The 26340-nt window shown below is 68.7% G+C and carries 21 protein-coding genes; 11 read left to right on the forward strand and 10 right to left on the reverse strand.

The features are described 5' to 3' along the window. Positions 1-2 precede the first annotated feature (2 nt). The gene (locus ACFMRZ_RS27300; protein ID WP_280274695.1) at positions 3-797 is read right to left on the reverse strand and encodes an alpha/beta hydrolase; all 795 of its coding nucleotides are present in this window, start codon (positions 795-797) and stop codon (positions 3-5) included. A gap of 280 nt (positions 798-1077) precedes the next feature. Between ACFMRZ_RS27300 and guaA the strand changes: the two genes are divergently transcribed. Both guaA and ACFMRZ_RS27310 read left to right on the forward strand, forming a co-directional pair. Continuing rightward, a complete protein-coding gene (gene guaA, locus ACFMRZ_RS27305) occupies positions 1078-2652 on the forward strand; it encodes a glutamine-hydrolyzing GMP synthase (protein WP_400181270.1) in 1575 nt (524 codons plus the stop codon). 151 nt (positions 2653-2803) lie between these two features. Next, positions 2804-3268 (forward strand): ribonuclease domain-containing protein, encoded by a 465-nt coding sequence (locus ACFMRZ_RS27310; protein WP_400181271.1) that lies wholly within the window; start codon positions 2804-2806, stop codon positions 3266-3268. A 63-nt stretch (positions 3269-3331) separates the two neighbouring features. Here the strand turns inward: ACFMRZ_RS27310 and ACFMRZ_RS27315 are convergent, their stop codons facing one another. The 5 genes from ACFMRZ_RS27315 to ACFMRZ_RS27335 all read right to left on the reverse strand — a co-directional run bounded on the left by ACFMRZ_RS27315 (position 3332) and on the right by ACFMRZ_RS27335 (position 9889). Further along, positions 3332-3538, reverse strand: coding sequence for a hypothetical protein (locus tag ACFMRZ_RS27315; protein WP_280274698.1), 207 nt, complete (start codon positions 3536-3538; stop codon positions 3332-3334). Continuing rightward, on the reverse strand, positions 3531-5330 hold the full coding sequence (locus ACFMRZ_RS27320) for a PspC domain-containing protein (RefSeq protein ID WP_400181272.1): 1800 nt from the start codon (positions 5328-5330) through the stop codon (positions 3531-3533). The genes ACFMRZ_RS27315 and ACFMRZ_RS27320 overlap by 8 nt, the downstream gene beginning before the upstream one ends. A 160-nt stretch (positions 5331-5490) precedes the next feature. After that, positions 5491-8253, reverse strand: a complete 2763-nt coding sequence (locus tag ACFMRZ_RS27325; protein WP_400181273.1) for a hypothetical protein — start codon at positions 8251-8253, stop codon at positions 5491-5493. 121 nt (positions 8254-8374) lie between these two features. Further along, on the reverse strand, positions 8375-8854 hold the full coding sequence (locus tag ACFMRZ_RS27330) for a YbaB/EbfC family nucleoid-associated protein (RefSeq protein WP_400181274.1): 480 nt from the start codon (positions 8852-8854) through the stop codon (positions 8375-8377). A 12-nt stretch (positions 8855-8866) separates the two neighbouring features. After that, on the reverse strand, positions 8867-9889 hold the full coding sequence (locus ACFMRZ_RS27335; RefSeq protein ID WP_400181275.1) for a WXG100 family type VII secretion target: 1023 nt from the start codon (positions 9887-9889) through the stop codon (positions 8867-8869). A gap of 194 nt (positions 9890-10083) precedes the next feature. On the opposite strand from ACFMRZ_RS27335, the gene ACFMRZ_RS27340 reads away from it, so the two are divergent. Further along, positions 10084-11436, forward strand: coding sequence for a PspC domain-containing protein (locus ACFMRZ_RS27340; protein ID WP_400181276.1), 1353 nt, complete (start codon positions 10084-10086; stop codon positions 11434-11436). A 78-nt stretch (positions 11437-11514) separates the two neighbouring features. Here the strand turns inward: ACFMRZ_RS27340 and ACFMRZ_RS27345 are convergent, their stop codons facing one another. Further along, positions 11515-12048, reverse strand: coding sequence for a GrpB family protein (locus ACFMRZ_RS27345; protein WP_400181277.1), 534 nt, complete (start codon positions 12046-12048; stop codon positions 11515-11517). Between the two features lie 103 nt (positions 12049-12151). On the opposite strand from ACFMRZ_RS27345, the gene ACFMRZ_RS27350 reads away from it, so the two are divergent. Next, positions 12152-12805, forward strand: a complete 654-nt coding sequence (locus ACFMRZ_RS27350; RefSeq protein ID WP_400181278.1) for a response regulator — start codon at positions 12152-12154, stop codon at positions 12803-12805. Positions 12806-12811: 6 nt separating this feature from the next. Here the strand turns inward: ACFMRZ_RS27350 and ACFMRZ_RS27355 are convergent, their stop codons facing one another. Continuing rightward, positions 12812-13945: a protein kinase gene (locus ACFMRZ_RS27355; RefSeq protein ID WP_400181279.1), complete on the reverse strand. Its 1134-nt coding sequence runs from the start codon at positions 13943-13945 to the stop codon at positions 12812-12814. A gap of 261 nt (positions 13946-14206) precedes the next feature. Here ACFMRZ_RS27355 and ACFMRZ_RS27360 point away from each other — a divergent pair, with 261 nt between their 5' ends. Together ACFMRZ_RS27360 and ACFMRZ_RS27365 are read left to right on the forward strand one after the other, a co-directional pair. Next, on the forward strand, positions 14207-14932 hold the full coding sequence (locus ACFMRZ_RS27360; protein ID WP_280274704.1) for a hypothetical protein: 726 nt from the start codon (positions 14207-14209) through the stop codon (positions 14930-14932). A gap of 181 nt (positions 14933-15113) precedes the next feature. Then, positions 15114-16802, forward strand: a complete 1689-nt coding sequence (locus tag ACFMRZ_RS27365; protein ID WP_400181280.1) for a DNA polymerase Y family protein — start codon at positions 15114-15116, stop codon at positions 16800-16802. A gap of 16 nt (positions 16803-16818) precedes the next feature. Here the strand turns inward: ACFMRZ_RS27365 and ACFMRZ_RS27370 are convergent, their stop codons facing one another. Then, positions 16819-17553 (reverse strand): class I SAM-dependent DNA methyltransferase, encoded by a 735-nt coding sequence (locus tag ACFMRZ_RS27370; RefSeq protein WP_400181281.1) that lies wholly within the window; start codon positions 17551-17553, stop codon positions 16819-16821. Positions 17554-17636: 83 nt separating this feature from the next. Between ACFMRZ_RS27370 and ACFMRZ_RS27375 the strand changes: the two genes are divergently transcribed. Then, positions 17637-18404 (forward strand): alpha/beta fold hydrolase, encoded by a 768-nt coding sequence (locus tag ACFMRZ_RS27375; protein WP_400181282.1) that lies wholly within the window; start codon positions 17637-17639, stop codon positions 18402-18404. A 27-nt stretch (positions 18405-18431) separates the two neighbouring features. Beyond that, positions 18432-18992 carry a YdeI family protein gene (locus tag ACFMRZ_RS27380; RefSeq protein WP_400181283.1) on the forward strand — a complete coding sequence of 187 codons (561 nt, stop codon included), beginning with the start codon at positions 18432-18434 and terminating at the stop codon, positions 18990-18992. A gap of 5 nt (positions 18993-18997) precedes the next feature. Here the strand turns inward: ACFMRZ_RS27380 and ACFMRZ_RS27385 are convergent, their stop codons facing one another. Further along, a complete protein-coding gene (locus tag ACFMRZ_RS27385) occupies positions 18998-19996 on the reverse strand; it encodes an SDR family NAD(P)-dependent oxidoreductase (protein ID WP_400181284.1) in 999 nt (332 codons plus the stop codon). A gap of 158 nt (positions 19997-20154) precedes the next feature. Here ACFMRZ_RS27385 and ACFMRZ_RS27390 point away from each other — a divergent pair, with 158 nt between their 5' ends. The 3 genes from ACFMRZ_RS27390 to ACFMRZ_RS27400 all read left to right on the forward strand — a co-directional run bounded on the left by ACFMRZ_RS27390 (position 20155) and on the right by ACFMRZ_RS27400 (position 25831). Next, a complete protein-coding gene (locus ACFMRZ_RS27390) occupies positions 20155-23451 on the forward strand; it encodes an error-prone DNA polymerase (RefSeq protein WP_400181285.1) in 3297 nt (1098 codons plus the stop codon). A gap of 299 nt (positions 23452-23750) precedes the next feature. After that, positions 23751-23978, forward strand: a complete 228-nt coding sequence (locus ACFMRZ_RS27395; protein WP_400181286.1) for a hypothetical protein — start codon at positions 23751-23753, stop codon at positions 23976-23978. Further along, positions 23975-25831, forward strand: coding sequence for a glycoside hydrolase family 19 protein (locus ACFMRZ_RS27400; protein ID WP_400181287.1), 1857 nt, complete (start codon positions 23975-23977; stop codon positions 25829-25831). The genes ACFMRZ_RS27395 and ACFMRZ_RS27400 overlap by 4 nt, the downstream gene beginning before the upstream one ends. The last annotated feature ends 509 nt before the right edge of the window (positions 25832-26340 follow it).

The following is a 26340-nucleotide window of genomic DNA, read 5'->3' on the forward strand; positions in this document are numbered from 1 at the left end:
GGTCAACCGGCGCGGACGACCGTGCGGCGGAGGAACTCGCGGATAGCGGTGTTCACCTGCGCGGGGTGTGTCATGTTCACCGCTTGGTGCGCGCCCTCGATCTCCAAGTAGCGTGAATTCACCAGGGCGCGAGCCATTTCCGCGGCATGCGCGGTGGGTATGCCGGCCCGGGTCGGATGAATCACCAATGCGGGACAGGTGATTTCGGGAAGTCGGTCGATGATCGAGTCGCGGCCGAGCAGGCAGCCTGCCGCTACCTCGGTGGCGTGCGGGTCGCGGTTCAGCCAGCGCTTGGTCCATACCGCGCGGTACCACGGGTCGTCGCCGATGAGCCACTGCGCGAGATGGTCGGCCAGGGCCCGCCGCACGCCGGGCTCGTGCCAGCGGTCGAGGAATCTGCGAGACGTCTCCAGCTCCCGCGGGGTCGGGCTGTGCGCCTCGGTGGCGATCAGGATCAGCGCTGCCACCCGCTCGGGCGCCAGCAGGGCGGTGCGCATCGCACTGAACCCGCCCTGCGAGGTGCCGCCGACGACGGCGCGTTCGACGCCGAGCTGGTCCAGCACCGTCAGGGCGTCGCGGGCGGCGGTCCAGTACGTGTAGGGCAAACCCTTGTCGCGGGTGCGGCCGTGCCCGCGGGCATCCCAGGCGACGATGCGGAACTCCGGAGCCAGCGCGGCGACCTGTGACGCGAACATCGTTCGGTCCATGAAGAATTCGTGCCCGAGGAGCACAACCGGGCCGTGGCCGCCACTGTCCTCGTAATGGATCTCGGCATCGATCGCACGGGCGAATGGCACGAGCACGAGGATAGCTGGCCGGGCCTCGTCGTACGTCCGGGTTGCGTGACAGTTCCACGGCGCTCGGTGATCTTTACCGTCGGCCGAGGTGCTGCCGGTTCGCCGAGCAGGGAGCTTGTGCCACACGGGGATTCGTGGCAGTGACTACCACGAGGGCGTGTCGCCGCGCGACACGGCGAGCGCGGTTCGGCGATGTCCCCAGCGGTGGGATGTTCGGGGCGCTGTTCCCGCCGGTTTGCCCGGGCACAGGACCCGATCGCGTGCTCACTAAACTGTGCGGGTGGCAGAAACCCAGCGACCAGTCCTCGTCGTCGACTTCGGGGCGCAATACGCGCAGCTGATCGCCCGGCGGGTGCGTGAATCCAGCGTCTACTCCGAGGTGGTCCCGCACACCGCGACCGTCGAGGAGATCGCCGACCGCAAACCGGCCGCCGTCATCCTCTCCGGCGGTCCGGCCAGCGTCTACGCCGAAGGCGCCCCCCAGCTGGACGCGCGGCTGTTCGACCTGGACGTGCCGGTGTTCGGCATCTGCTACGGCTTCCAGGCGATGGCGCGGGCGCTCGGCGGCACCGTCGCCCACACCGGCACCCGCGAATACGGCCGCACAGAACTGAGCATCGACGGCGGCGTCCTGCACGGCGGCCTGCCCACCGTGCAGCCGGTGTGGATGAGCCACGGCGACGCCGTTACCGACGCGCCCGAAGGATTCGAGGTCACCGGCACCACGACGGGTGCGCCCGTGGCCGCGTTCGAACACCGCGCGCGGCGGCTGGCCGGCGTGCAATACCACCCGGAGGTGCTGCATTCCCCGCACGGACAGCAGGTACTGAGCCGGTTCCTGCACGAGATGGCCGGTATCCCGAGCGCGTGGACCTCCGCCAATATCGCCGACCTCCTGATCGCGCGGGTGCGCGAGCAGATCGGCGACGGGCACGCCATCTGCGCCCTGTCGGGGGGCGTTGACTCCGCGGTCGCGGCCGCGCTCGTACAGCGCGCCATCGGGGACAAGCTGACCTGTGTGTTCGTCGACCACGGCCTGCTGCGTTCCGGTGAACGCGAACAGGTCCAGCGCGATTTCGTCGCCGCGACCGGGGCGAAGTTGATCACCGTCGACGCGGTGGACAAGTTCCTCGGCGAGCTGAAGGGCGTCACCGACCCGGAGGAGAAGCGCAAGATCATCGGGCGCGAGTTCATCCGGTCGTTCGAGGACGCGGTCGCGCAGATCGTCGAGGAGACCGGCGCGGACGAGGGCGGCGCCGCGAACGTGGAGTACCTGGTGCAGGGCACGCTCTACCCGGACGTGGTGGAATCCGGCGGTGGCACGGGTACGGCCAATATCAAGAGTCATCACAATGTCGGTGGGCTGCCCGAAGATCTGGAATTCGAGCTCGTCGAGCCGCTGCGGCTGTTGTTCAAGGACGAGGTGCGCGCCGTCGGGCGGGAACTCGGACTGCCCGAGGAAATCGTGGCGCGCCAGCCGTTCCCGGGGCCGGGACTTGCCATCCGCATTGTCGGCGAGGTGACTCGCGATCGGCTGAGCACATTGCGGCAGGCCGATGCGATCGCTCGCGAGGAGCTGACCGCGGCGGGGCTGGACAAGCAGATCTGGCAGTGTCCGGTGGTGTTGCTGGCCGACGTTCGCAGTGTCGGGGTGCAGGGGGACGGGCGGACCTATGGGCATCCGATCGTGTTGCGCCCGGTGTCCAGTGAGGATGCGATGACCGCGGATTGGACTCGGTTGCCTTATGAAGTGCTCGAACGGATCTCGACTCGGATCACCAATGAGGTGGCGGAGGTCAATCGGGTGGTATTGGATGTGACCAGTAAGCCGCCGGGGACTATCGAGTGGGAATGAACTCGGCGTGTGCCGAGAGTTTTCACCGAGTCGCAAGTTCGGCGTGGTGTGATGTGTTGCGGGGGTTCAGGGTCTGCTGCCAGGGTGTCGCTCGGTGCTCGGGTTAGGCGCCGAGTCGGATCGGGCTCGGCCTATGTTGGGGAGGTAGCCGATGACTCAGGGATCCGATCGGGCGAAAGGCTTGTGGGGCAAGGTATTCACGGCATTCGCCGGGCTCGCTATGGCGGTGCTCGCGGCGGCGTCCGTGTTGCTGATGCCCGGAGGCGAGGCGGGGCGTGATCATGCTCCGGCTTCGGTGGCGGCGGGGCCGGTCGAGGTGCGGCTGGTGGCGGACACTGTTCCGGACCGGGCGTGGAAGACGTTGCAGCTGATCGACGCCGGGCAATGGCCGGACGCTGCCGGCGCGGAAGGCACCAAGGGCGGCGGCACGTGGAGCAATCGTGAAGGGCAGCTGCCCGCGAACGACGGTGGTGGCAACCGGATCCGGTATCAGGAGTGGGATGTGAATCCCAAACAGCCGGGGCAATCTCGGGACGCGGAGCGCATCGTCACCGGTAGCGACGGGTCGGCCTGGTACACCGGCGATCACTATCGCAGCTTCACCCGAATGCGCTGAGAGTACCTGCGACAACAGGGGCTTGGATCATCGCGATCCAAGCCCCTGTTCGTCTGCGGATATTCAGTTCTTTTTCTTCCGCGGCGCGACCACCAGGACGATGCCGACCACGATCGCGGCCGCGACCACGATCCAGCCGATCGGAATGATGCTGTGCGCCGGCCACGAGGACGGGCCGATGAAAGCCCAGACGCTGACCAGTAGTGCCAGCACTCCGGCCAGCAGCATCGAGAACGACGGTCCCCGACGGGTTTCCGAATTGTCAGCCACGTTTCACCTCCGCGTCTCCGGCGTGGACATCGATATTGAGGGTGAGCACCGGTCCGTCGGCGGGACCCGTGAGTCCCTGCGGACATTGCATGTCACCCATTTGCGACGTGCAATTGGCCCGCAATCGCATGGATTCCGGCACCAGCACCCGCACATCGCCCATGCGTACCGACACGTCCACCGTCCGGTTCTCGGTCAAGGCGAGCGAACGCAGGTCCAGGGTGCCCGAACCGAGATTCACCCGATAATCCGAATGCAGGTCGGCGACGGTGGCCGGTGTCCAGGTGTGGTCTCCCATCGCGCCGCGGTCGAAGTCCACGGGCCCGGCGATCGCCGCCAGGATGACGAAACCGGCCAGAGGAGCCAGCACCACCATCAACCCGTAACCGCGGCGCAGGAACGCGCCTACGATCAGCCCGAGCGCGACCACCGCCAGCGCCACCGCGCCGATCCGGGCGGGAGTCATCCACTCCACCCCCGCGGCGGCCATGGCGCCCGCGACAGCCGCGGCGAGAACGGCCAGACCGATCACCATCGGCGTGAGCCGGGAACGCGGCCGCGACGGCGGTGGCGGCTGCATCACGACCGGCTGAGCCGGACCGGGCTCGGGCAGATCCCAGGCCAGCGGAGCGACACCCAGCGGATCCCAGCCCGGCGGGGTGAGCCCGGGCCGAGCGGGTCCCGGCGCGGTCCGGGTGCGCCAATCGCCGACGGGCGGGACAGCGGTCGGCCGCGCGGGCCGGTCAGCGCGGGTGCCTTCCCCCGTCGGTAGCGCCTCGGTGTCGGCGGTCGTGTCCGATGTCGCGCCTACCTCACCGATAGATCCCGGTGTCGCGTCGTCGGAAGCGGCCGCGCCCGAAGCCGTGCCGACCTCTGTGGCCGTGTCCGGTGCTGTGCTCGCGTCGGCTGTCGGGCTCGAGGTGGTGTCAGCGGTCGAGTCGGCCGCCGAGCCCGGCGTCGTGCCGGGGTCGTCTGTCGCGTCCGGCTTGTCGAGGACGTCGGCCGTTGAACTCTGTGCCGTGCCGGGGTCGAATGATGTGGTGGCGGTGGAAGACCGCGATTCGGCGGGGCCCTCGGTGCGCAACACGGCGGTGTCGGCCGGGAGGACCGCGGTGTCGCGGTCCGGTCGCGGGATGACGTCCGTGGCCGTGTTGTCCGGGGAGAAAGCTTGTGCGGGAGGGGTTTTCGGCTGCTCGGGTTCGTAGTGGTCCGGCAGCCGGGTGTAGGGGCCGTAGGTGGGCCCCACCCACGGCGAGGCGCCGGGGAACATGGTGCCGGGGTAGCCGGTCGAAGCGGTGCCGCCCTCGGCGATCAGCGCGTCGTAGCCGTCGGCGGGTGGCTCCGGCTGCCGCAGGTACAGCAGCCACCAGCCCGCCAGCATCAGCGCGAAGCTGATCAGGCCGGACCCGCCCAGTCCCACTCCGACCGGACCCATGGTGCTCACGGCGATGGCCAGGGCCACGATCAGCACTATGGTCTTGGTCGGCGACTGCGAAGTCTGGCCCCGGCCCAGCAGTCCCTCGGTGGCCGAGACCTGGTCGCCGGCCGCCGGCAGCAACAGCCAGGCCGCCAGGTAGAGCACGATGCCCGCGCCACCGAAGATCGACGCGACCACGAACACGACCCGCACCAGCACCGGATCGACCCCGTAGCGACGCCCGAACCCGGCGGCGACGCCCGCGATCGGCCCCTGCCGCGGCAGCCGCCGCGGGCGAGTCCGCCACAAATGGTGGAGTTGCTCGTTGAATCCCATCCGGCCGGTCCCGCCGGCCCAGCCGTTCGCTCTGGTCATGGTTCCATGGTGGCGATCGCCGCCGCCGCAGCACATCGGGGTTCACCCTGATTGCGAACCTGAACTCCGCCGCCCCGGTCAACGCCCCCTGCGCTACGAAATCGTTACCGTGCCGCGAGCGACATCCGCGCCGCACGGAACTTCGTGCGCCGGCGGCCGGCTAGACCGCGTACTGCCGGAGTATCCGGACATCGGTCTCGGAGGCCGCCGTCGTCGTAGCAAAGACCAGGATGATGACAGTGGCCTTCGTGAGGTGCGATCTGATCAGGTTCGTTTGCTGGGTGGATCCTTCCGGGTCCAGGAAGTAGTTGTGCTGGTTTTCCGGACGAACACCGTAACTGCGCAACAACTCCCACAGTCGATCCTGCTGTCTGCGCAAGTTCTGTGACAGTGGTACCACCATTACCGTGTCCGGACCCGTGGCCTCGAGCAGCGATACCACCTTCGCGAAGTCCAGCGCCTCACACATCCATAGACCATCTTGCTTCCGCAAGTCGAAGGTATAGTGCAACGCGTTCTCCGGATCGTAGTTGACGTACGAGATCCGCAGGCTGCCTGGATAGCGCCGGATCAGGCCATGTCCCTCCAGGACATTCACCAGTTGTTCAGCCTTGCTGACCAGTGTGCTTTCCTGGAAGAGGTGGAAATCGCGACCTTCCACCGCATCGGGTTCGATGAGGCCGAACTCCTTCAGTATGTGGATCTGGCCTTCTCGGAAATTCGCACGTTCGTCGGCGGTGAAGGGATGGGTCCGCATCGAACCGGTGCCAGGATTTTGCATATTGTAGTCGTCCCAGAGCGCGACGATACGGATATCAGCACCCGGCTCTTTCTCGCGCAGCGCCCGGACTATTGTGGCAGTGGTTTCCAGTACGGCACGGTCGGCCGGTATGAGGTTCTCCATCGTGATGTGCCCGCCGGAATAGTCCACCAGATAGGGTCCCGGGGCTTCGACGCCCACCGGGCGGCCTTCGCGGATGGCCTTGATCACCTCCTCGGGTTGGGCGCGGCCATAATTGACGCCGCCTTCGGAAAGCTCTCTTTGCTCGTATGCATAGTTGATGTTGTTTCTTTGCCCGAGCTGCGTCCGGGAATTGTTCTCGCGCCGCTCCTCCAGAGGGCCTCGGAGCGCATCGGTTACATCCTTGATTCGTTGACCGTGGACGGAGGAAGCTCCAGCGTCCGCGATACTTCTGTTCATGGCGGAAGATTGTGGTAAAGGTGCTGAATCAGTCCTATTCGGAGTATTTGGTGCGGCGTCTGCTCTAGATTCTGTGAGGGTGGCCTCGATATCGGTGAGCCGGTCCATGATCTGCACGTGTAGATCCGGCCGCCCCAGTCGGTTGAGCTCGGGTATCAGCTCGGTGAGCCTCTCTCGCGCCGCAGACAATTCATCGGGAACGAATTTGTGGGACTCGAGATAGGTCAGCATCGGATCCAGGTCCCCCGCACCGTCTTTCACCTTGCCCGACGTGAAGTTCGTGTATACGGCGCCGTCCTCACCGATGTACACCTCGGGAACCTTCTTCATGCCAACCGCTGTTGCCGTCAAATACGCTGCCTTCAGATCGTGGGCTTCCTGCGGTTCCCACATTTCCCTACGACGTACCCATCTATTTCCGATGACAACCTTCTCCTCGAGGCGTGGCACCCCGTGCGAGTGTTCTTCCGTCTTTCGGATCAACTCCACGGATGAGTTGTCACGCACGCCCCGCCCATAATCGCCGACGAGCCGCGACATGGAGGTGTTACTGCTGTCCCGATACACCTGTTGTCGCGGTGCTTCTCCGGGCTGTGAGTGGAGCATCTCCGCCGACCGAGGGCCTGCGGAAGCGGATACCGCATCGCCGGGATGCTCGGGTCCACCACGGGGTGGTGGCGGAGTCTCCACATCGTTGTGTGGCGTGTTCGCGGCCCTATCGCCCGGCGCGGCGGAGTCGGAACGCGATGGGGCGGGCCCGTTTCGCCGCGGCGGAAACGAAACAGGGCTGCGCAGTGCATGCGGCATACTGCCGAGTACACCGCCGACCAGACCGGGCAGTACCTGTTCCCAGCCGAGGTGAAGTTGCCCAGTGAACGGCACAGTCGCCAGCACCGCCGCGCCGGCCCCTGCAACGCCCCCGGCCGCCGCGCCACTGAGGCGAATGACCGCCTGCCCCAGAAACGGCGAGGCTAGGTCGCGATCGAGTCTGGCACCCAGTTCGGTGGCGGTACGCTCGATTCGCATGAGCGCCCGGCGGCCGAAGAATTCACCCGCAGCACCCGCCGCGCCACCTGACACAACACCGATGCCGACGTCATGCCATGCGTAATCGCCCCATTCGCGATTGCTTTCCATCATCTGTACGGTCTCGGCGGCGAACGGAATCGCTCCGCCCTGGATCGCGCCGAGCGTGACGCCCTTGCCCAGAATCGCCTTTCCCCCTCGCGCCGCAGCGGCCCAGGCGCCATCTGTTCCGATCTTTTCGACGAGTTCCCGTACCGCCGCCCGCACCGTCACGCGCGTTGCCGCCGTTTTCGAGGCCGCGCCCACCTGTCCCACACCGGGCCAGAGCGCAACAAGGGCCAGCTCGGCAACGAGCGCTACCAGAGCCCCGATGATCACGTACTTGCTGTGCTCGATGTATAGGGCGTCGTATATCAACTGCTCGCCGAGGCTGTTGCAGGCCAGAACAACTGTCCGCAGATCGCCGTTGAGGTCGAGTTCATGTGCTTCCAACGCTTTTCGGGTTTCCCCGGAGATCGACGCCAGGGCCTTCTCTCGAGCCTGACCGGTCAGCTGGGATACCCGGGCAATCGCATCACCCATTTCGATCCACTCCTGACCCAGCCGACGCATCGCGTCCTCATCGCCCTCAGGCCAGGGACCGGCCACCGCTGCCACGACCCACTGTGGAATCTCCGGTGGAATCTGCAGCGTCACCCGTGCCCGAGACAACCCCCCACCGGATCGGCGATCGGCGCTCGACTCGTGCTCACCTCACCCCCTCCGCCGATGCACATCGATGGGTCTCGCGGCGGGTGCGGCACTGGCTGCGGCGACATCAGCGGGAGTGCCCTGGTCGGTTGGGTCGAGTCGAATCGGTGTCCGCGCTGTCGGTGCGGGCCGCCGCATCGATGATGTCGCGGATCTCGCGCAGGCTCGGCGCGCCTGGAAACAGGTCGGGGAGATCCGGCAGACTGTCGACCGTTTCAGTGATCGGTGTGAGTATGTCGGCCCGCCGTTGCTGTGCCTGCCTAGCCGCTGCCCTGGCTACTTCCGTTATCGATCGGGCGAGCCGCTCCGGCGTGCTGGCGCTGAACGCATTGTCGGCCAGACGCACTTCGACGACGATCCCGTAAGCGTCGACGGTCAACTCGAGCAGTCGATCGGACGAGCATGCCGTCGATCGTGATGCGGCCAGCCGTGCTACCACGTCCGACAGGTACGCCTGCTGCTGGTCGAGTCCGTCCAGCAGGGAGGAGACCAGTCTTTTGATTTCGTTGTTCATCGAATACAACTGCTCGAGATTCGGGCGGTCCATTCGTCACAGTCCTCAGGCGCTGGGGCGTGTGACGAGGCGGGAATCGTCGCGGTTGCGCTCGGACCAGGGAGTGCCTCCCGTCCTCCCGGTGACTGGTGCGGAGAACTCGTTGGGCGCCGTGGTATCCGAAGTCGGATCCTGGCCGTCAGGCGCGACAATCCCGTTGGGACGCTTGGGATCTTTCTTTTGATCGTTGCCCCGTGACTTGGCCCGCTGCCAGGGAGGCCGCATGCCCGGACGGCCCCCACCTGCCTCCCGTGCGTCAGTGCCTGGTCTCGCACTCGGCGCCGGCTGTTCGGCTGATCCCACAGCGCCGTCACTGCCGATGGTGGTGTCGCAGATCGGTTCCGCTGTACGGCCGGTCCCACGCAGGTCCGGCGAGATGGCCTTGGGGTTGTGGTTACCCGGTCGTTGCCGGTCATCGTGCCCTTGCCGAGATGGTCCGTGGCCTTCTCGGTCGTATACGGCCGGGTCGCGCTCGCCCAGCAGACGGGTGCTTTGGTTCGGCAGATCCGTGCCGGTGGGGGTGGCGGTGGATGGTGTGTATGTTTCGGCTGCTCGAGTCGAAACGGCCGACCGGTCGCCGAAAGCCGGCGACAGTAGTTGCTGTTGCCAGTGGTCGGGCGTGTCGAGGGGTGACATGCCGAGAGAGGCCGGTGCGACATGCGGCGGCGTGGGGTTGTCGCCGAGGCCGATGGCCGAGCCGGATTCGGGGTCCGTGATGGCGGCGGCCTGACAGTCGGCGGCGCTACCGAGGTCCTGATGGTCGAAATGGTTCGCGGAGTTGTTGATGAGTGCTCCGGTGGCACGCAGGATCGACGTCAGATTCTGCACATTCTGCACCGTTCTTTCCGCATCCGGTTGATACGTCTTTTCGAATGCGCGTCCGGGCTCGTCATCACCCCAGCAGCGACCCTCGCCATCGATCGCCGCCTGAAGCCGCCGGATCGCGGCCGCCAACTCGTCGCTCGCGTCGCCGAATACGGGCGCCTGTCCGGAGAACTCGTCCGGTTCGAGCGAAAATATCCCACTCATCCGCATATCACCTCGTTTGACTCGACCTCCTGTTGGACGGAACCGGCCGGGCTTCAGTTCCGCTGTCCGGACAGGTTTTTCCGCATCCGGCGATGACTGTCGGTGATGACGCGCTGGCTGCTTCGCCACACTGACGCTGGAATGGGGGTATTTCCTGATGGTCGGTGTCGGTAGGGCGTGCCAGTATCGAAGGCATGTATCCGTCCACACCCGCGTTCGACGCGCGCGGAATTCAGACCGCGCCGCCGTTTCCGCGGCTGATGCGGCGATCCGGGGGGCGGGTCGTCGGCGGTGTCGCGGGCGGTGTCGCCGATCATCTCGGGGTCGATGTCTTCAAGGTGCGGATGGCGTTCGTGCTGCTGTCGGCGCTGATGGGCGCGGGCATCGTCGCCTACGGGATGCTGTGGATCTGCACCCCGGCCGGTGCCGACGCCCCACCGCCGTCCAATTCGGAGCGGCGGCAGGCGGTGGGCCTGATCCTGCTCGGGCTGGCGCTGGCCGTGTCGATGTCGTGGCTGTTCAACGGCACCGCGGCCAAGGTGGTCGCGCCGATCATCGTGGTGGCGGTCGGCGCGGCGCTGGTGTGGCGCGAATTCGACGCGGAGGGTCCGCGGTCGATTCTCGGGCTGCCCGCACGGCCCTCGGTGCTCACCTGGACGCGCATCCTGGCCGGTATCACGCTGATCGTGGTCGGTTTGGGCGTGGTGGTGCTGGCCCGGATCAATCTGAGTTCCATGGGCTCGGCGCTGATCGCCGTCGCGGTGACGCTGATCGGGATGGGCCTGCTGACGGTGCCGCTGTGGCTGCGGATGATGCGCGCCCTGAATGCCGAGCGCGCCGCCCGCATCCGCAACGAGGAGCGCGAGGAGATCGCCTCACACCTGCACGACTCGGTCCTGCAGACGCTGGCATTGATCCAGCGGCAGGCCGAGGACCCGCAGGAGGTCACGCGGCTGGCTCGCAGTCAGGAGCGGGAGCTGCGCCGGTGGCTGTTCGAGGACACCGTGCCGGCGCAGTCCAGCCTCGCCGCCGCGCTGCGCACCATCGCCGGTGAGGTCGAGGATCAGCACGGGGTGAAGGTCACGCCGGTGACGGTCGGCGATGTGTCGATGGATCCGGGCGAGACAGGTATCGGTCTGCCCCGGGAGCATTTCACCGCCGTCCTGGGTGCCAGCCGCGAGGCATTGGTGAATGCCGCCAAACACGCGGGCGTTCCCACCATCGACCTGTTCGCCGAGGTGGAACCGCATCAGGTGAGCATCTTCGTGCGCGACCGCGGCACCGGCTTCGACCCGGCCGACGTCCCCGCCGACCGTCGGGGCCTGGCCAAATCCATCCGGGCCCGGATCGAGCGCCGCGGTGGCACCGTGGAGATCCAGTCCACCCGCGGCCGCGGCACCGAGGTCCGGATCATGCTGCCCCGCAACGACTCCGAGGGAGAGGTCGGCGACGAAGCGGTCTCGGAGAATGCGGAGGAGTCCGTGGGCGGCGGTCGATTCACCGCGGCGCGGAATTCGGAAGGCCAGGGCGAATCGGCGGACCGGTAGATGCCGATGGGCAGCGCCAGCATGCGCGGCCGGGTAGATAGCCGGTTCGAGCGGTCGAGGTATCGGTAGGGGAGAAGATCAGTCGACCCACACCGGGACCAGCGGGAGGCCCAGCTCTGCGCGGGCCGCGTCCACGAGTCGCTGGATCAGGTCGGTCTTGCGACGGGTGTACAACTCCGGATCGGAGATCTCCTCCGCGAGAGCCTGTTTCAGCGCGGCATAGTCGGCGGCCGCCGCGGGATGATCCCGCAGGTAGTCCCGCAGGATGCGTTCGTTCTGGCCGTCCCAGTCGGCGGTGCGGACCACATGCAGATGGTGGGTGCGCTGCCCCGCGGCATCGATACGCGGATAGAAGAGGCGGTCGCGCATGCCGTTCTGTTCGCGGCGGTAACCGAGCGCGGCCAAGACGTCCGCACGGTCGGCGACCGCGTCGAGATCGTGTGCCGCGGCCATCAGATCGATGATCGGCTTGGCCGCCAGTCCGGGCACCGCGGTGCTGCCCATGTGCTCGATTTCGGGGAAGAGGCCGGGCAGGGCATCGGTCAGTTCCGTGATCGCCACCCGAGCCTGGCGCGGCCACTCGCTGTCGTGAGGAACCACTCGAATACGCACTCGGGGCATGGTAGATCCGCGCCCAGGTTGGCGGCGGACCGGCGCGCCTTGTGGTACCGATGAGTGGGCGTCGCCGCGCCCGGGCAACGGGCATCGGTCCGAAATGAGGAGAGCAGTGAGTATCCGGGTGTTTCTGGTGGACGATCACGCCGTGTTCCGGTCCGGGGTGCGGGCCGAGCTGAGCCGCGAATCCGATATCGAGGTGATCGGCGAGGCGGGCACGGTGGCCGAGGCGATCGCCGGAGTCGGGACGGCCCGGCCCGATGTGGTGCTGCTCGATGTGCACATGCCCGACGGTGGCGGGGTGGCGGTGTTGCAAGGGGTCGAGGACGGGCCGGTGTGCCTGGCGCTCAGTGTGTCCGACGCCGCCGAGGATGTGATCGCGGTGATCCGAGCCGGTGCGCGTGGATATGTCACCAAGACCATTTCCGGTCCCGAACTGGCGGATGGCATTCGGCGCGTCGCCGGGGGTGACGCGGTGTTCAGTCCACGGCTGGCGGGATTCGTGCTCGACTCGTTCACCGGTCGGTCATCGGTGCCGGAGCCGCCTCTGGATCCCGAGCTGGACTCGCTGACGCCGCGGGAGCTGGAGGTGTTGCGGTTGCTCGCGCGGGGATACACGTACCGGGAGATCGCTGAGTCCTTGTTCATTTCGGTCAAGACCGTGGAGACTCATGCGTCCAATGTGCTGCGAAAGACTCAGCAGTCCAATCGGAATGCGCTCACTCGATGGGCGCATCGGCGGCGGATCGACTGAGGGTGGTTACAGCACCGCCACCAGGATGATGATCAGGATCAACAGTCCTATCAGCAGTCCGATGGCTATGGCCAGGGGTGCGGCGTTGGGGCCCAGGGCGGACAGGTCGAATCCCTGCGACTTCTGTTGTGCGGCAGGGGAATTCGGTGCTGTGGCGCGGGGCGGCCGGGGGAGCGGCGTGGAGTGGGGGCTGCGTAGGCCGGCGGCCGAGTTCCGGGCCGCCCACGCGGGGATGGTGCCGTCGTCGGTGCGGACCGGGGCGCCCAGAATGTAGGGGGCGGTGCCGGGACCGAAAGCGGCGGTGAGGATTTCGTTGCGTGCCTCGGCCATGGAGGGGCGGCGCTGGGGGGCGGGCTCCATCATGTGCAGCAGCACGGGGGTCAGGGCGCCGCTGCGGCTGGGCGGGATGATCTGCGCCATCGCGGCGCGCATGACGATCGCGTCGTTGTCGTCGTCGAGGCCGTACGGCGGCTGGCCCTCTATCGCGGTGTAGAGCGTTGCGCCGAGCGAGAATACGTCGCTGGCCTCGGTCGGCCGGGCGCCGCGCGCCACCTCGGGGGGTAGGTAGGCGGGGGTTCCGGTGATCACATCGTCCAGCTCGTCGTGCGGGTCGCCGGTGCCGGCGGAGATGCCGAAGTCGCTGAGCTTGACCTTGCCCACCTCGGCGCCGCGGTCGGCGACGAGAATATTGCCGGGCTTGATGTCGCGATGGGTGATTCCCGCGGCGTGCGCGGCGGCCAGGGCGTCGGCAACCTGCGCGCCGATCTGCGCCACCTCGATCGGCGGCAGCGTATCCGCCAGCGCCAGCGCCTTCGCCACGCTGCGCGAGGGCAGGTACTCCATGACCAGCCACGGCTCGCCCGCCTCGAGGACCACGTCGTAGACGGCGATGGCGTGCTCGTGCGACAGCTTCGCGGCGACGCGGCCCTCGTGGATGATCCGGTTGCGGACCTCGGTGGCTTCCTGCTCGCTGAGCCCGGCCGTGGTGAGCACCTGCTTGATGGCGACGTCGCGGTTCAGCAGCCGGTCGTGAGCCAGCCATACCGCGCCCATGCCGCCGCCGCCCAGCTTCGATTGCAGGCGGTAGCGGCCGGCGACCAGGTAGTCGGGGCCGACGATGGGACGGGCGCGTTCGGTCACGGCGCGAGGATAGCGGAAAACCGTCCTGACTGGCCTGCTTCGGTGGTTCGGGATCGCGCGGGTGCGCTCGCGCGAGTGCCGCTTGACGGGAATCGGGGGTGGGGTTCTACTGAAGGGGAGTCGAACGTATATTCGAGACAGATCGATAGCTGAATCGGTGCTGGAGTGGCGGCTCCGGCGTCGTGCCGGTTCGGTCGCGGCGGCTCGCGCAGGCTGCGGCCCGAGCGGTGGAGTCCATTCGGTGGAGATAGGTGGTCGAGGATGGGTTCGGCTGGAGAGGCTCAGCGAGAGCGGCTGGCGGAGTTGCGGCGGCGAATGGCGGCCGTCCCGGCGCGCGGTGCGGGCGCGACGCTGCGCCGGCCGTTACACCGGGAGTCGCTGGCGGTGCCGTCCGCGCTGGTGGAGCTGCTGCCGGAGGGCGGTGTGGCGAAGGGGTCGGTGGTGGCGTACGCGGGCGCGAGTTCGCTGCTGGCCGGTCTGCTCGCCGCGGTGACGGGCGCGGGCGGTCATGCCGCGGCGGTCGGCCTGCCCCGGCTCGGTCTGCTCGCCGCGGCCGAGATGGGCGCCGAGCTGGACCGGCTGGCGGTGGTGCCCGACCCCGGCTCGGACCCGGTGGAGGTCGCCGCCGTGTTGCTCGACGGCCTGGATCTGGTGGTGCTCGGCCTGGGCGGACTGTCGGTGCCGCCCAGCCGAACTCGGGTGCTCGCCGCCCGCGCCCGCAGCAAGGGCTCCACGCTGATCGTCACCGGTGGCGCCTGGAGCGGTCCTGCCCTGCGGATCGAGGCCCGGGTGGCGGGCTACGACGGCGTGGGTCGCGGCTGCGGCCGCTTGCGCACCATGCGCCTGGACGTCCGAGTGCACGCCCGCTCCGCCCCACCTCGCACCGGCACCTTGGAACTGAGTCCCCGCGCCGACCGAGTCGAATGGATTGCGGCCCAGGCGAATCCGCCACAGCAATTGACACCCGTACGCGAGGCCGCTTCGTGAAGCCGGTCGCCGCCTTACGAAAGCCTGTCGAGCAGGCGTCCGGTCTGCGCCACAGTCAGCCGCAGGTCACGACAGGCGATCGGGCGGCTGGGTTCGCAGTGTGCAGAGTTGTTGTGTGGCAGGGGGTTAGGGCGGGGCATGTGGTGAGTGAGTTGTCCCGTGCCTCCCGAGCGGTTCCACGATGGGGGTGAGGGCGCGGCGGGTGCTGGCGCTGTGGTGCCCCGATTGGCCGGCCGCCGCGGCGGCCGCGCTGGCCGATGTGCCGCCGACCCGACCGGTGGTGGTGCTGCACGCCAACCGCGTGGTGGCGTGCTCGGCGGTGGCGCGGGCCGCGGGTGTGCAGCGTGGGCTGAAGCGCCGGGAGGCGCAGGCCCGCTGTCCGGATCTGTATGTGGCGCAGGCTGATCCGGATCGGGACGCGCGGCTGTTCGAGCCGGTCGTGGCGGCCGTGGACGCGACGGTGCCCGGTGTGGAGGTGCTGCGGCCGGGGCTGCTGGTCCTGAGCGCGCGCGGCGCCGCCCGGTTCTTCGGATCGGAGACGGTGGCGGCCGAGCGGCTCGTCGACGCGGTGGCGGCGGTCGGGGTCGAATGCCAGATCGGCATCGCCGACGAGTTGTCGACGGCCGTGATCGCCGCCCGCCGGGCCGCCGTCGTGCCGTCCGGAACGGGCGCCCGGTTCCTGGCGCCGCTGCCGGTGCGGGAACTCGCCGCGGAACCGAGCCTGGCCGCTCCGGAACGCGCGGAACTGGTGGATCTGCTGCATCGCCTGGGCCTGCGCCGGATCGGCGACTTCGCCGCGCTGACCCCGGCCGAGGTCGCCTCGCGCTTCGGCGCCGACGCGATCCGCGCGCACCGCTGCGCCCGGGCGGAGCCGGAGCGGCTGCCGTCGGCCCGCCCGCCCGCGCCGGACCTGGCGGTGGATTATTCCTGCGACCCCCCGATCGACCGGGTCGACGCCGCAGCCTTCGCCGGTCGCCTGCTGGCCACGCGATTACACGAGCGGTTGTCCGCCGCCTCGGTGGCGTGCACCCGGCTCTCGGTGGTCGCGGAAACCGCTGCCGGAGAGCGCCTTTCCCGGATCTGGCGCTGCGCCGAACCGCTCACCCCGGAGGAGACCGCCGACCGGGTGCGCTGGCAGCTGGACGGCTGGCTCACCCACCGCGCGCTACGCGGCGGGCCGGAGTCGTCGGAATCGGATTTCGGCGCCATCCACGGACGGGTGGCCGACGACCGCGCCCCCGATCGGCCGAGTCTCGGAAACGCAAGCAGCCGTGGGAGATTCGACTCGATCCCGAGCGCTCCGATCACACTGCTCCGCCTGGAACCCGTCGAGGTGGTGACGGCGGGCGCCTTGCAACTCGGTCTGTGGGGCGGGGTCGGCGAGGGCGACGAGCGCGCCCGTCGCGCACTGGTTCGAGTGCAGGGTCTGCTGGGCGGCGAAGCGGTGCGGATCGGGGTGCTCAGCGGTGGCCGCGGCCCGGCCGAACGCGTCACTCTGGTCGCGCTGGGCGACGAGCGGATGCCCGCGGCCGACCCGGCGCTGCCCTGGCCCGGCAGGCTGCCCGCGCCCGCACCCGCCGTGGTCCTGGTCAACCACCCCGGTGTGACACTGGAAGCCGCCGACGGCACCCCGGTATGGATCACCGACCGCGGCCTGTTCACCGCCGAACCGGCCAAACTGCGCTGGAGCAGCAAACAGTGGGACGTGACCGGCTGGACCGGACCGTGGCTGCTCGACGAACGCTGGTGGGCCGGTGACCATCTCGCCGACGGCGCCGTCCGCGCCCAGGTGCTGCTGGACGCCGAGTTCCGCGTCCTGCTGCTCCTCGGCTACGACCGGGAGTGGCATGTCGAGGGCCTCTACGAATGAATCAGCTACGAGTGAATCAGCGCGGCACGGTCCACACCAACGCCATGGTGAACGGATGCCCGCGCAGTGCCGCCCACTTGGGTTTGGCGGCGAGCCAGGCGTCGTCCACCACCGCCTCGGCCGATTCGACGAGCTGCCAGCCCGCCGCGACCCCGGCGTTCACATGCTCGCTGAACAGGTGCAGATGGGTGCTGATCGCCAGTGGCTCACCGGTTTCGGCCGTGTAGTGGGTCGGCATCCCGGTCACCATCATGAACTGCGGGTGATAGCAGACGAGGACGAAGGCGCCGCCGGGCGCGGCCAGCCGCCGCGCCTCGGCGTAGAACGGCGCGAGGTCGGGCAGATGCTCGTCGATCAGCGAGGAGATCACCAGACCGTATGCGCCGCTTGCCAATCCGGTGTCACGCACATCGCTCCGGGCGAGGCTGGAGTGTGCGCCGCGGTCGCGCGCCCGCGACAGCATCCCCTCGCTCAGGTCGACGCCGTCGATGTGCGCGACGCCGTGCTCACGCAGCCACGCGCCGGTCCGCCCGGTGCCGCACCCCAGGTCGGCGGCCCGCTGCACCCCGGCCCAGTCCGGTCGCCGCAGCCGTCCCAGCAGCGCGAGGTCCATCTCGTCCATGACGGTCTGCTCATAGGTGGGCGCCCAGCCGTCGTACCCGGTGGCGACGTCCACGGTGCGATAGTTGCGCCGGTCGAATTCCGCGAAGGTGGGCATGCGCCGCAGTATCGCGAACCGCGTCCCGGTCACGCCAAGTATTTTCCCGTGCACCGCCTATGGCTCCGCCCACAACCTGCGGCGGTGGCCTCGCGAAACCCGTACCCTGGCTGATCGTGGAGTCGACGGTTACCCGGGTGTCGCTGGCGGGCGTGCGGATCGCCTACCGCGATTCCGGAGCGCCCGCCGTCGCGCACCCGCTGTCCGATGTCCCGGTCGTGCTGGTACATGGCATGGGCGGCGACGGCCACACCTGGGACCGGTTCGCCCGGCTGCTGGTGCGGCAGGGCCGGCGGGTGATCATCCCGGATCTGCGCGGCCACGGGCGCAGCGCGCACACCGGCTCCTACCGGTTCGACGACTTCGGCGCGGACGTGTTGCGGCTGTGCGATCGGCTCGAGCTGACCACCGCGGACCTGGTCGGGCATTCGCTCGGCGGCTACGCGGTGTCGTGTGTGGCGATCGAGCGGCCCGAACTGGTGCGCCGCCTGGTCATCGAGGAGCAGCCGCTGCCGCTGCGGTCCGGCGACGAGCAACTCACCCTCACCCGCCGCCTGCCCAGTCTGCCGGAGCTGTGGCACGCCACCAGCAGCCTGGTCCGCCATCCGGGCGCGGTGCTGGCGTACGACCGGTCGATGACGCGGATCGCGCTGGAGCAGTTCCGCAAGCCGAATCCGGAGTGGTGGGAGCGGCTTTCGGAGATCACCGCGCCCACCCTGATGCTGCGCGGCGGCCCCGGCGGCATGGTCGATCCGGAGAAGCTGGAGCTGTTCCGCGCCGCGATCGCCGACTGCGCCGTGGACGCCTTCGACTGCGGCCACAGCATTCACCGCGACCGGTACCGGCAGTTCACTGCCACCGTGCTGCCGTTCCTCGGTCACTGAAGGGGCAGCGGCTTCTACAGTGAAACGATGTCCGTTCTGGAGCGTCCGACCCTGTTCTTCCCCGATGAACAGGTATTTCGGGTATGGCTGGAGGCCAACCATGCCGCGGTCGACGGCATCTGGCTGAAGTTCGCGAAGAAGGGGACGGGGATCGCGTCCCTGGACTACGCGGGCGCGTTACGGCAGGCGCTGTGCTTCGGCTGGATCGATGGCCAGGCCCGCTCCTTCGACGAGGACTTCTACCTGGTCGGCTTCACTCCGCGCCGTCGGCGCAGCCCCTGGTCGCAGCGCAATATCGGCCTGGTCGAGGAGCTGGTCGAGCAGGGGCTGGTGCATCCGGCCGGGCACGCGGAGATCGAACGCGCCAAGCTGGACGGGCGCTGGGCCAACGCCTACGGCCGGGAGCTGCCGCGGGACTTCCTCGACGCGCTGGCGGCGAACGCGGAGGCCGCGGCCTTCTTCGAAACCCTCGACGGCCAGTCCCGCGCCGCGATCGGTTATCACCTCGGCAACGCCGTGCGGCCGGAGACGCGGGCACGGCGGATGGCGCAGATCATCGGCAAACTGGCCGCGGGAGAGCGGTTCTGACGTGATCACCAGTGGGTGCCGGGGACCAGGCGGGCGGCCCGGCGGAGGGTGGTGCGCGTGATCCGTCCCGCGGCCGTGGGCTGGCGGCGCGGTTCCGCTTCGGGCACAAGCTCTTCCGCGTCGGTGTCGTCCTCCGGCTGCGTCTCGCCCTTGGCGGCGGGAGAATCCGGCAGTGCCCGGTAGTAGCGGTGCATGATGCGGTCCTTCAACCGCGGGGTGAACAGGGTGCCGTACTCGGCCAGCGTGCCCAGCGGTACATCGATGCGCTTGGGCCGATCGGTGAGGGCGCGCACGATGGTGGCCGCGGCCCACTCGGGCGACTCCGACGGGCCCTGTTTGCCGCTCGGCGTGATCATCGGGGTGCGTACCAGCGGCATGTGGATGGTGGTGAAAGTGATGTTGTCGGCGAGCATTTCGGCCGCGGTCACCTCGGCGAACTTGTCGAGGGCGGCCTTGGAGGCGAGGTAGGCGGCGAAGCGCGGGGTGGCGACCTGCACCCCGGCGCTGGAGATGTTGACGATGTGGCCGAACTTGCGCTCGCGCATCCGCGGCAGCAGCGCCAGCGTCATCCGCACCGCGCCGAAGTAGTTGACCGCCATGGTGCGCTCGAAATCGTGCAGCCGGTCGGTCGAGCGGTGCACCGCGCGGCGGATGGACCGGCCGGCGTTGTTGACCAGCATGTCGACGTGGTCGTGGGTGTCGAGGATGGTCTTCACGGTGTGGTCCACGGACTCGGAGTCGGTCACGTCGCACTGGTAGCCGTAGGCCTCGCCGCCCGCGGCCCGGATCTCCTCGACCACCGCGTCCAATTCGTCGCCGCGGCGGGCGAGCAGGAACACGACGGCGCCCTTGGCGGCGACCGCGAGCGCGGCGGCTCGCCCGATGCCGGAGGAGGCGCCGGTGATCAGGACGTGTCTGCCGGTCAGGTCCCGGCGGGCTCGCCGGCGACCCGGACCGCGCAGGCTGCCGTCGCCGGGTCCGGTGGCCGCATGGTTGTCGGTCATCGCTGCTCCCTTGCAGGTCGAGTTCTCCCGAACTTACTCCAAAGTAAGTTACCTCGCCAACGTTGGTTCGTCACAGTCCGGCAACCCCGGTGACCATCTCCACGATATCGAATGTATGTTCGATACCAGAGAGACCGATCGGTTTGCCGGAGGTGCGTATGGGCTGGGGCAACGGCCCGCCGACGTGGGCGGAGATGGAGCGGGTGCTGTCCGGGCGACCCGGCCGCACCGACGATCCACCCGGGGACGGCGGCGACAGTCCTGCCTGGTCGCGCAAGCGCGGCGAGTACCGGGCCGGGTCGCGGCCGCGGCCGGGCGAACCGGTGGTGCCGTACGCGGAGTTGCACGCGCACTCCGCCTACAGCTTCCTCGACGGGGCCAGCCAGCCGGAGGAACTGGTGGAGGAGGCGGTGCGGCTGGGCCTGGAGGCGCTCGCACTCACCGACCACGACGGCCTCTACGGCGTGGTGCGCTTCGCGGAGGCGGCGGCCGAATGGGGGATGCCGACGATCTTCGGCGCGGAACTGTCGCTGAGCGATCCGCTCGCGGCGGCCGACTCCGAACCCCGCGCCGGCGCCCCCGACCCCGCGGGGCCGCATCTGCTGGTGCTGGCCCGTGGGCAGGAAGGATATCGCCGGCTGTCGCGGGAGATCTCGGCCGCGCACATGGCGGCGGGCGAGAAGGGGATCCTGCGCTACGACCTGGATCGGCTCACCGCGGCCGCCGGGGGCCACTGGCAGATTCTCACCGGATGTCGCAAAGGGCATGTGCGCCAGGCGCTTCGGGAGAGCGATGCGGCGGCCGAGGCGGCGCTGCGAGACCTGGTGGAACGGTTCGGCGCCGATCGGGTGACCGTGGAACTCACCCGGCACGGCATTCCGGAGGACGACGAACGCAACGCTCGGCTGCTCACCCTCGCCGATCACGTGGGCCTGCCGGTGATCGCAAGCACCGCAGCGCATTTCGCGGCTCCCGCGCATCGCCGCCGCGCCATGGCGCTGGCCGCGATCCGGGCCCGGCAGAGCCTGGACGAGATGTCCGGGTGGCTCGCACCGGCGGGCGGCGCCCATCTGCGCTCCGGCGCCGAGATGGCGCGATTGTTCGCGGAGTATCCGCAGGCGATCGCCGAGGCCGTCGCGCTCGGCCGGGAATGCGCCTTCGATCTGCGACTGATAGCCCCCGAACTACCGCCGTTCACCGTGCCGGACGGGCACGACGAGTACACCTGGCTGCGCCGACTCGTTATGGATGGTGCGGCTCGCAGGTATGGGAGCCCGGAGCGAAACCCCAAGGCGTACCGACAGATCGAACACGAACTGCGAATCATCGAGGAGATGAAGTTCCCCGGCTACTTCCTGGTGGTGCACGACATCGTGGATTTCTGCAAGCGGCACGACATCCTGTGCCAGGGGCGGGGTTCGGCCGCGAATTCCGCGGTCTGCTACGCGATCGGCATCACCAACGTCGATCCGGTGGCCAACGAGTTGCTGTTCGAGCGGTTCCTGTCGCCGGAGCGCGACGGCCCGCCCGATATCGATCTCGACATCGAATCGGACCGCCGCGAGGAGGCGATCCAGCACGTCTACGCCAAGTACGGGCGCGAATACGCCGCCCAGGTGGCCAACGTGATCACCTATCGCGGCAAGTCGGCGGTCCGCGACGCCGCCCGGGCGCTGGGTTTCTCGCCCGGCCAGCAGGACGCGTGGAGCAAACAGGTGAGCCGCTGGACCGGCGTCGCGGGCGAGACCCACACCGATATTCCAGACGAGGTGCTGGCGCTCGCCGGTGAGATCGAGGGCCTGCCGAGGCATCTGGGCATCCACTCGGGCGGCATGGTGATCTGCGATCGCCCCGTCGCCGACGTGTGCCCGGTGGAATGGGCCCGCATGCCCGGCCGCAGCGTGCTGCAGTGGGACAAGGACGATTGCGCCGCAGCGGGTTTGGTGAAATTCGACCTGCTCGGCCTGGGCATGCTGTCGGCGCTGCACTACATGATCGACCTGGTGCGCGAGCACACCGGCGAGACCGTCGAGCTGCATCGGCTGGATCTGCAGGAGCCGGGCGTCTACGAGATGCTGCAGCGCGCCGACTCGGTGGGGGTGTTCCAGGTGGAGTCGCGGGCGCAGATGGCCACCCTGCCGCGGCTGCGGCCACGCGAGTTCTACGACCTGGTGGTGGAGGTGGCGCTGATCCGGCCGGGACCCATCCAGGGCGGCTCGGTGCATCCCTACATCCGTCGCCGCAACGGTAGTGAGGAAGTGACCTACGAGCATGCGGCACTGGAGAATTCGCTGTCCCGCACGCTGGGTGTGCCGCTGTTCCAGGAGCAGCTGATGCAGATGGCCGTCGACGTCGCCGGTTTCACCGCGGTCGAGGCGGATCAGCTGCGCCGCGCCATGGGATCCAAGCGCTCGACCGAGCGGATGGAGCGGCTGCGCGAGCGCTTCTACCAGGGCATGCGTGAATTGCACGGCATCACCGGCGCACTGGCGGACAATATCTACGAGAAGGTGTACGCGTTCGCGAATTTCGGCTTCCCCGAAAGCCATTCGCAGAGTTTCGCCTCGCTGGTCTTCTACTCCGCGTGGTTCAAGCTGCACCATCCGGCGGCGTTCTGCGCCGGTCTGCTGAACGCGCAGCCGATGGGTTTCTACTCGCCGCAGTCGCTGGTCGCCGATGCCCGGCGGCACGGCGTGGTGGTGCACGGTCCGGACATCAATCACAGCCGCGCCGACGCCACGCTGGAGCGGCGCGGCACCGAGGTGCGGCTCGGCCTGTCCACGGTCCGGCACATCGGCGACGAGCTGGCCGAAAAGATCGTCGCGGCAAGGGAATCGGGGCCCTACACCTCGTTCGTGGACTTGACCGGGCGGGTCGAACTCTCCGTGCCGCAGGCCGAATCTCTCGCCACCGCAGGCGCATTGGACAGTCTGGGACTCGATCGCAGGCAGGCGTTGTGGGCGGCGGGCGCGGCAGCGGGGGAGCGCGCCGGGCGGCTGCCCGGCACGGGCGCCGCGACCGCAGCACCCGCCCTGCCCGGTATGAGCGAGCTGGAACTCGCCGCCGCCGACGTATGGGCGAGCGGGGTGTCGCCGGGCAGCTATCCGACCGAATTCCTGCGCTCGCACCTGAATTCGCTCGGCGCGCTGTCCACCGCGCAGCTCTCCCAGGTGCCGGACGGATCGAAAGTGCTTGTCGGAGGCGCGGTTACGCATCGACAGCGACCCGCCACCGCCGCCGGAGTCACCTTCGTCAATCTGGAGGACGAGACCGGCATGGTGAACGTGGTGTGCTCGGTGGGCCTGTGGCGGCGCTACCGCCGCACCGCCCAGGGCGCCTCCGCCCTACTGATCCGCGGCCGGGTACAGAATGCCGAGGGTGTGGTGAGCGTCGTCGCGGAACACCTCCAGCTCCTGGACCTGCGCGTCGCCACCAAATCGCGAGACTTTCGCTGAGCGATGCCGGTGTGGTGTCGCCGATTTGCTGCTGGATTCACGGCGCGTCCGTCTGTCGCATTCCCGCACCCTGTGCAGGTTCGCGCACTCTCTCCACGGCCTGCACGGGGTGCGGGAACATGCAACGGGTGCGGCTGTGCGCCGGGCCGTGACAGGCGCGATCGGCGGTGGCTACCGTGGCTCGAGGTAGGGGAAGCCACGGCAGAGGGGGAGGCATGTCCGGTCCATGTGTTGTTGATGCTGATGCGGTGCTCCGATTCGGAGTCGTTGCGCTGCAAGTGTTTCGGGATATCTGTGAGATGGTCGACACGGCGGCCGACGCCGGCGCGTCGATCGCCGGCCTGGTTCCGCAGAGTGCCACCGCGCCGCAGTGGTGCGACTCGGCCCGCGTGGCGCTGGAGATCGTCCGTCGCAGCGCGGAGTGCTTCCGGCGGCTCGCCGAGCACACCGATCAGGCCGTCGACGTGCTCTGCGCGGCCGACCGCTGCTGCGCCGGCGACATCGATCGATCGGTGGCCCGCATATGATCCCGCCGCGCTCGGTGATCGCGTCGTGGCGCGCACTGGAGGCAGCCGACCTGCTCTGCGCGGAGTTCGACCGCCACATCGAGGATCTGGAAACCTTGTCGGCCACCGTCCGCGACACCTGCCACCGGCTCGACGGCGACGGCTGGCAGGGCCAGGCCTACGACGCCGTGCTCGCCCACGTCGACGCGGCCCACCGCCGGCACCAGCGGCTGTGCGAACAGGCCGAACTACTGCGCGACGCGGGCGCCCGAGCACTGTCGGAGCTGCACTACACGGCCCTGGCCCTGCTGGACTACGTAGCCGACGCCGAGGCCGCCGGCTGCCGAATCGCCGACAACTGGGCAGTCACCGCAGGCGCGGCCGCACAGGAATGGGCCGAGGTAATCGCCGAGGCCGTAGCCGCCGTCGAACGAGCCGACGAGTGCGGCCGCACCGCCATCGGCGCAATAACCACCGAAATAGGCCACCTAGCAACCTCTTTCGACCTCCCCGGCATGCTACTCACCGGCCTGAACGCACTTACCACCCCCGTCCCCGCCTGCCCCGACACGGGACAACCCGGACCCCCACCCCCCGAACCAACTGTCCCCAGCGAGCACTGGGGAGCCCCCACCCCCACACCACAGGAAAGTACCGATCCCCATTCCCCGACCGAGTGCGACTGCCCGGAGACCACGGACGAGGACAGCACCTCACACGACAAGGCCAACTCGCAAGACAAGGACAGTGCGCAAGACAAGGGCAGTGCACAGGCCTCGGAGGAGTGCACAGGCGAAGGGGACTCGGGCGAGGAGGGTAGTTCTCGGAAGTCAGGAGAGGAGAACAGCCCGCAGGTATCGGATGAGGGTCCGCGCATATCAGGCGAGGGCGAAGACCCCGGGGAGTCAGAGGACGAGGGTGGTTCGCAGGCCGATGAGGGCGGCCGAGCGGAGTTGGGTGAGAAGGGTGAATCTGATGGCGTCGAGCCGGTAATGCCATCTCAGGGCGGTGACGAGATCGGGATTACCGAAACATCGGCGGCCGCAATGGTTCCGAGTGACGAGCCGCAACCATTGGCTGCGCCGACTCTGCCTGGCGGTGCTCGGTCGACGGGGATGGCTGCTGTGCCCGAGGGCGGCCAGGCGGCGGCGATGCCGGGGGTGCCTGACGGGTCGCCCACATCGGGCATGCCGGTCCCGCAGGGAGGTGGGGGTTCCTTGCCCGCACCGACGATTCCGGTCGCCGCGGTGGAGCAGCATGATCAGCTCGAGACCGGATCGGCGGCGGGGGTGTTCATTCCGGAGCTGCCTGCTGTGATCGATCCGCCGCCTGGCGGGGTGGACGCTGATCAGCTCGTGGCGATCATGCCGGATCTTTCTCCTGATTTGGCAAGCGAGTATCTGCCCGCGTTGAACGCCGCTATGCAGGAGGGCGACATCACCACGCCGCCTCGGCAGGCCGCTTTCCTGGCTCAGCTGGCTCACGAGAGTTGCCAGCTCCGCTACTTCGAGGAACTGGGTGACGACGACTACTTCAGCCAGTACGACCCGGGCCAGGCGAATACCGCGGTGGGCAACACCGAACCTGGCGACGGCCCGCGCTACCACGGCCGCGGCCCCATCCAACTGACCGGCCGCGCCAACTACCGCGAGGCCGGTGCGGCCCTCGGCCTCGACCTCGAGACCACCCCGGAACTCGCCGCCCAGCCGGACATCGGTTTCCGAATTGCCCAGTGGTACTGGACCTCCCGCAACATCAACGCCCTGGCCGACGCCGACGATTTCGCCGCCGTCACCCGAGCCGTCAACGGCGGCTACAACGGCCTGTCCGCCCGCCAGGAGTACTACGCCCGCGCCCTGGAGGTCCTCGGATGACCACCCGCCCCGAACCCACCCGCCGCGCGACAGACGGAGATCGCGATACCGAGTGGCGGGCAGGAGGATCCGCAGCCCGCATGCACCCCACCGTCCTCTCCGCCCTGGCAACCACCGCTGACGGCGACGCGACCGCAGGGCGTCGCGGCGATCGGTCGCTGATCCCCGCAAGTCGAACGCGGACACCCAGAACTGCTCACCGCAATACCGACACCGACGAGGAGGCCGACGCGCGGAATCGGTTGACGCGACTCGGCACAGTGCGCGTCCGCTGCCGCACAGCCACCACCGGCCGCCGTCGTGAGCTTCCCGGGCTGGGGGACTGAGACATGAACGGCTGCTGCGGGTTTCGCTCTGTGGTGCGCGTGGGTGGTATCGGCGTGACGTGGACGGGCGCTGTGCGCCGACGCGGATGTCGTCGTGCGGGGGTTGCGGCGTCGGTTGTGGTTTGGGTGCTTGTCGCGTCTGGGTGTGCGGGTGGGTTTTCGGGTTCTGTTTCGGAGTCCGGT

This window comes from Nocardia sp. N2S4-5, from assembly GCF_044628355.1.
In the GTDB taxonomy this organism is placed as follows: domain Bacteria; phylum Actinomycetota; class Actinomycetes; order Mycobacteriales; family Mycobacteriaceae; genus Nocardia; species Nocardia wallacei_B.